This is a genomic window from Fructilactobacillus sp. X2R1C3 (assembly GCF_059901425.1).
This window is the reverse complement of sequence record NZ_JBWXUW010000009.1, coordinates 1-431: the sequence shown is the minus strand read 5'-3', so window position 1 is coordinate 431 and position 431 is coordinate 1. Positions and strand designations below refer to the sequence as shown.

At 50.6% G+C, this 431-nt stretch carries 4 tRNA genes; all 4 read left to right on the top strand.

The features are described from left to right. Nucleotides 1–2: 2 nt before the first annotated feature. The 4 genes from AC6UDD_RS06935 to AC6UDD_RS06920 all read left to right on the top strand — a co-directional run bounded on the left by AC6UDD_RS06935 (nucleotide 3) and on the right by AC6UDD_RS06920 (nucleotide 350). Nucleotides 3–75: transfer RNA gene (locus AC6UDD_RS06935), tRNA-Lys, on the top strand. Between the two features lie 23 nt (nucleotides 76–98). After that, nucleotides 99–171, top strand: a tRNA-Thr gene (locus tag AC6UDD_RS06930). Nucleotides 172–176: 5 nt separating this feature from the next. Next, nucleotides 177–248: transfer RNA gene (locus AC6UDD_RS06925), tRNA-Gly, on the top strand. A 16-nt stretch (nucleotides 249–264) separates the two neighbouring features. After that, a tRNA-Leu gene (locus tag AC6UDD_RS06920) sits at nucleotides 265–350 on the top strand. Nucleotides 351–431 lie beyond the last annotated feature (81 nt).

The window sequence follows — 431 nt, the reverse complement described above, 5'->3', positions numbered from 1 at the left end:
TTGAGCCGTTAGCTCAGTTGGTAGAGCATCTGACTTTTAATCAGAGGGTCGGCGGTTCGAACCCGCCACGGCTCATTATGTATATAAATAGCATGTATGCCGACTTAGCTCAGTTGGCAGAGCACCTGTCTTGTAAACAGGGGGTCGGAGGTTCGAATCCTCTAGTCGGCATTTATGCGGAAGTAGTTCAGTGGTAGAACGCCACCTTGCCATGGTGGAGGTCGCGGGTTCGAATCCCGTCTTCCGCTTATGTCAATTTATAATGCCGGGGTGGCGGAATTGGCAGACGCACAGGACTTAAAATCCTGCGGTCAGTGATGACCGTACCGGTTCGATCCCGGTCCTCGGCATATTATTATGCACCTATAGCGCAATTGGATAGAGTGTCTGACTACGAATCAGAAGGTTGTAGGTTCGACTCCTACTAGGTG